Source organism: Pseudomonas syringae (assembly GCF_021606685.1).
Lineage (GTDB): Bacteria > Pseudomonadota > Gammaproteobacteria > Pseudomonadales > Pseudomonadaceae > Aquipseudomonas > Aquipseudomonas syringae_R.
Window position 1 is genome coordinate 1 of sequence record NZ_WKCB01000145.1, and the last position, 2905, is coordinate 2905.

Annotated in this window: 3 protein-coding genes; 1 reads left to right on the top strand and 2 read right to left on the bottom strand. The window is 63.3% G+C overall.

What is annotated here, in order from left to right:
- Window positions 1–159 precede the first annotated feature (159 nt).
- Both GIW02_RS26915 and GIW02_RS26920 read right to left on the bottom strand, forming a co-directional pair.
- Window positions 160–1170 (bottom strand): aldo/keto reductase, encoded by a 1011-nt coding sequence (locus GIW02_RS26915; RefSeq protein WP_236416583.1) that lies wholly within the window; start codon window positions 1168–1170, stop codon window positions 160–162.
- Between the two features lie 81 nt (window positions 1171–1251).
- Complete coding sequence (locus GIW02_RS26920) at window positions 1252–2154, bottom strand: LysR family transcriptional regulator (protein WP_236416581.1); 903 nt, start codon at window positions 2152–2154, stop codon at window positions 1252–1254.
- Between the two features lie 100 nt (window positions 2155–2254).
- Here GIW02_RS26920 and GIW02_RS26925 point away from each other — a divergent pair.
- The coding region (locus GIW02_RS26925) for an SDR family oxidoreductase (protein WP_236422214.1) at window positions 2255–2905 on the top strand (651 nt) is incomplete at its 3' end.

Below are 2905 nucleotides of genomic sequence, written 5' to 3' on the forward strand. Positions count from 1 at the left end.
GTTCCAGGCACTGCGCGGTGGCCGGTCGGGGGGCTGCTGCGCAGCCCAACGCGGGCAAGCCCGCTCGCCACAATTAAGCTCGAAGGCCACAATTAAGCTCGAACGCCACAAGAGGCGCACTTGGCACATCACGGCTGCGGTTGACGGCGGGCTTTGGGTTTAAACGCGCGCTACACGGCCGGAGACAAAATGGCCCACATCGTTGAACCCGGGTGTCGACGCATGGCCTGGCGTTACCAGCGAATCAATGAAGGCTTCATCCTCGGCCGTGATCTTCACGTCCAGCGCCCCGGTGTAGGCATCCCACTGTGCTTCGGTGCGCGGCCCCACGATGGCGGAACTCACCGCCGCGTTATTCAGCACCCAGGCAATCGCAAACTCGACCATCCCCACGCCGCGCCCTTGGGTGTATTGCTGGATCTGCTGGGCGATACGAAGGGATTCCACGCGCCATTCGGTTTCCAGAATGCGCTTGTCCTGGCGCGCTGCGCGGCTGCCGGCTTCCGGGGTGACATCCGGCGCGTACTTGCCGCTGAGCACGCCGCGCGCCAAGGGGCTGTAAGGCACTACGCCGAGGCCGTAGGCCGCCGCCGCCGTGATCTGCTCGACCTCGGCCTGGCGATTGACGATGTTGTACAGCGGCTGGCTGATCACGGGCTTGTCGACGCCCAGGCGCTCAGCCACGCGAACCACCTCGGCAATGCGCCAGCCACGGTAGTTGGACAGGCCCCAATAGCGGATCTTGCCCTGGCGGATCAAGTCGCCAATCGCCGAAATCGTCACCTCCAACGGCGTGTTGTGGTCTTCGCGGTGCAGGTAATAGATGTCGAGATAGTCGGTGTCCAGGCGCGTAAGGCTGGCTTCCAGCGCGTTGAAGATGCGCTTGCGGCTCAGACCGCTGCGGTTGGGCAGGCCGTCGGTGGGGCCAATGGCGACTTTGGACGCCAGCACCCAATCGCTACGATGGCGCGCAATGGCTTCGCCGACAATTTCTTCCGAGCGCCCGCCGGTGTAGACGTCCGCCGTGTCGATAAAGTTGATGCCCTGGTCCCAGGCCTTGTCGATGATGCGCAGCGAGTCTTCGGTGCTGGTCTGCTCGCCAAACATCATGGTGCCCAGGGTCAAGGCGCTGACCTTCAACCCGGACTGGCCCAACGTGCGGTAAATCATGCAAAGCTCCTTGCGGCTGTGAAACGTGGCCTATGCAATACCAGACTCAAGGGCTCTGGAACAAGCCCTGCGGGTGTTTCTTCATGCTGACAGCAAGGCCTGACAACGATCCTGTAAAAATCGATGCAGCACCTTCACCCGTTCCGACACTTGCAGGCGGTGCGGGCACATCAGGTTAAACGGCGTGGGTTCACCTTGCCATTCAGGCAACAGCGGGACTAGCCGTCCAGCCTTGATATCGCGGGCAATATCAAGGTTGGCCTTGTACGCGATGCCGTGACCGGCCAGGGCCCAGCGCCGCACGATTTCACCGTCATCGCTGAGGTAGTCGCCAGTGACCTCGACCTCCTGCAGCACTGCGCCCTGGCGAAAATACCAGGTGCTGTTGGCCCGGCCCCGGCGCATATAGCGCAGCGTACTGTGCTGGGCCAAATCGGCCGGCGTACGCGGTGTGCCGTGGCGCGCCAGGTAGCCTGGGCTGGCGCAGGGAATGCGATGGTGACCCGGGAGCACCGGCAGCGCCACCAGGCTGGAGTCCTGAGGTACGCCAAACCGCAGGGCGATGTCGACCGTGTCACGGAACAAGTCGGCATTGCTGTCGTTGAGCAATAACTGCAGGCGGATGTTCGGGTGTTCCAGCTTGAATTCGTCCAACCAACCCAGCAGCACATTGCGCCCGAAATCCGAGGGTGCCGCCAATTGCAACAAGCCGCTGAGGCTCTGGCCTTGCTGCTTGATCGCTTGCTCGCCTTCCGACAGCGCTTCGAGCGCCACGCGCACGCTGTCCAGGTAGCGCCGGCCTTCCTCGGTCAGGCGCATGCTGCGAGTCGAGCGCGCCAGCAGGCGCATGCCCAGCCGGGTTTCCAAGCGTTTGAGGGCGATACTCGCCGCCGCGGGTGTCAGGCTGAGGCTGCGTGCGGCCGCCGACAGGCTGCCGGTATCGGCTGTGCGCACGAAGACCTCAAGGTCGAGGATTGAGCTCATTTGTAAAAATCCTTTAAAGATCTTGTCGTTTTACCGGGATTTTTAGCCGATTGCCAAGCTGGGAAGATGAACGCTCACTTTCTGACCCAGGACATTCCCCATGACTTCTTCCCTCAGCGGTAAAACCGTCGTCGTAATCGGCGGCAGCAGCGGTATTGGCGCTGCCGTGGCCAAGGCCGCCGCCGCCCGTGGTGCCCAAGTGGTGCTGGCCGGGCGCCGCCTGACGTCGGGCATGCACAACGGCCTGCGCAGTGAGCCGGTGGACGTCACCGACACCGCCTCCGTGCAACGGTTGTTCGAGGCGGTGGGGCGCTTTGACCATCTGGTGTATACCTCTGGCCCCTCGGTGCGCGCCAAGCCGCTGGCCGAGACCGATCTGGACGAGGCCCAGGAAAACTTCAATGTAAAACTCTGGGGGGCACTGCGGGCGATTCAACTGGCGCTGCCGTTTCTCGCTGAGCACGGCAGCATCAGCCTGACCTCTGGGCAACTGGGGCGTAAATTGGCGCCGGGCCAATTCATCAAGACCGGCATCAACGCCGCGACCGAAGCACTCGGCAAGCAATTGGCCAAGGAACTGGCGCCGCGCCGGGTCAATGTGATCAGCCCAGGGGTGATTGATACGCCGGCGTATGCAGGGTTGGCCGAGGAGCAGCGCCTAGCGATGTTTGCCAAGGCGGGCGGGGCGTTGCCGGTAGGGCGAGTGGGGCAGGCGCAGGAGGTGGCGGCGGGGTATGTGCTGGCCATGGAG

Excerpts from the sequence above, each read along its gene's own strand:
- GIW02_RS26920 (WP_236416581.1), bottom strand. The coding sequence starts at position 2,154 with ATGAGCTCAATCCTCGACCTTGAGGTCTTCGTGCGCACAGCCGATACC.
- GIW02_RS26915 (WP_236416583.1), bottom strand. The coding sequence starts at position 1,170 with ATGATTTACCGCACGTTGGGCCAGTCCGGGTTGAAGGTCAGCGCCTTG.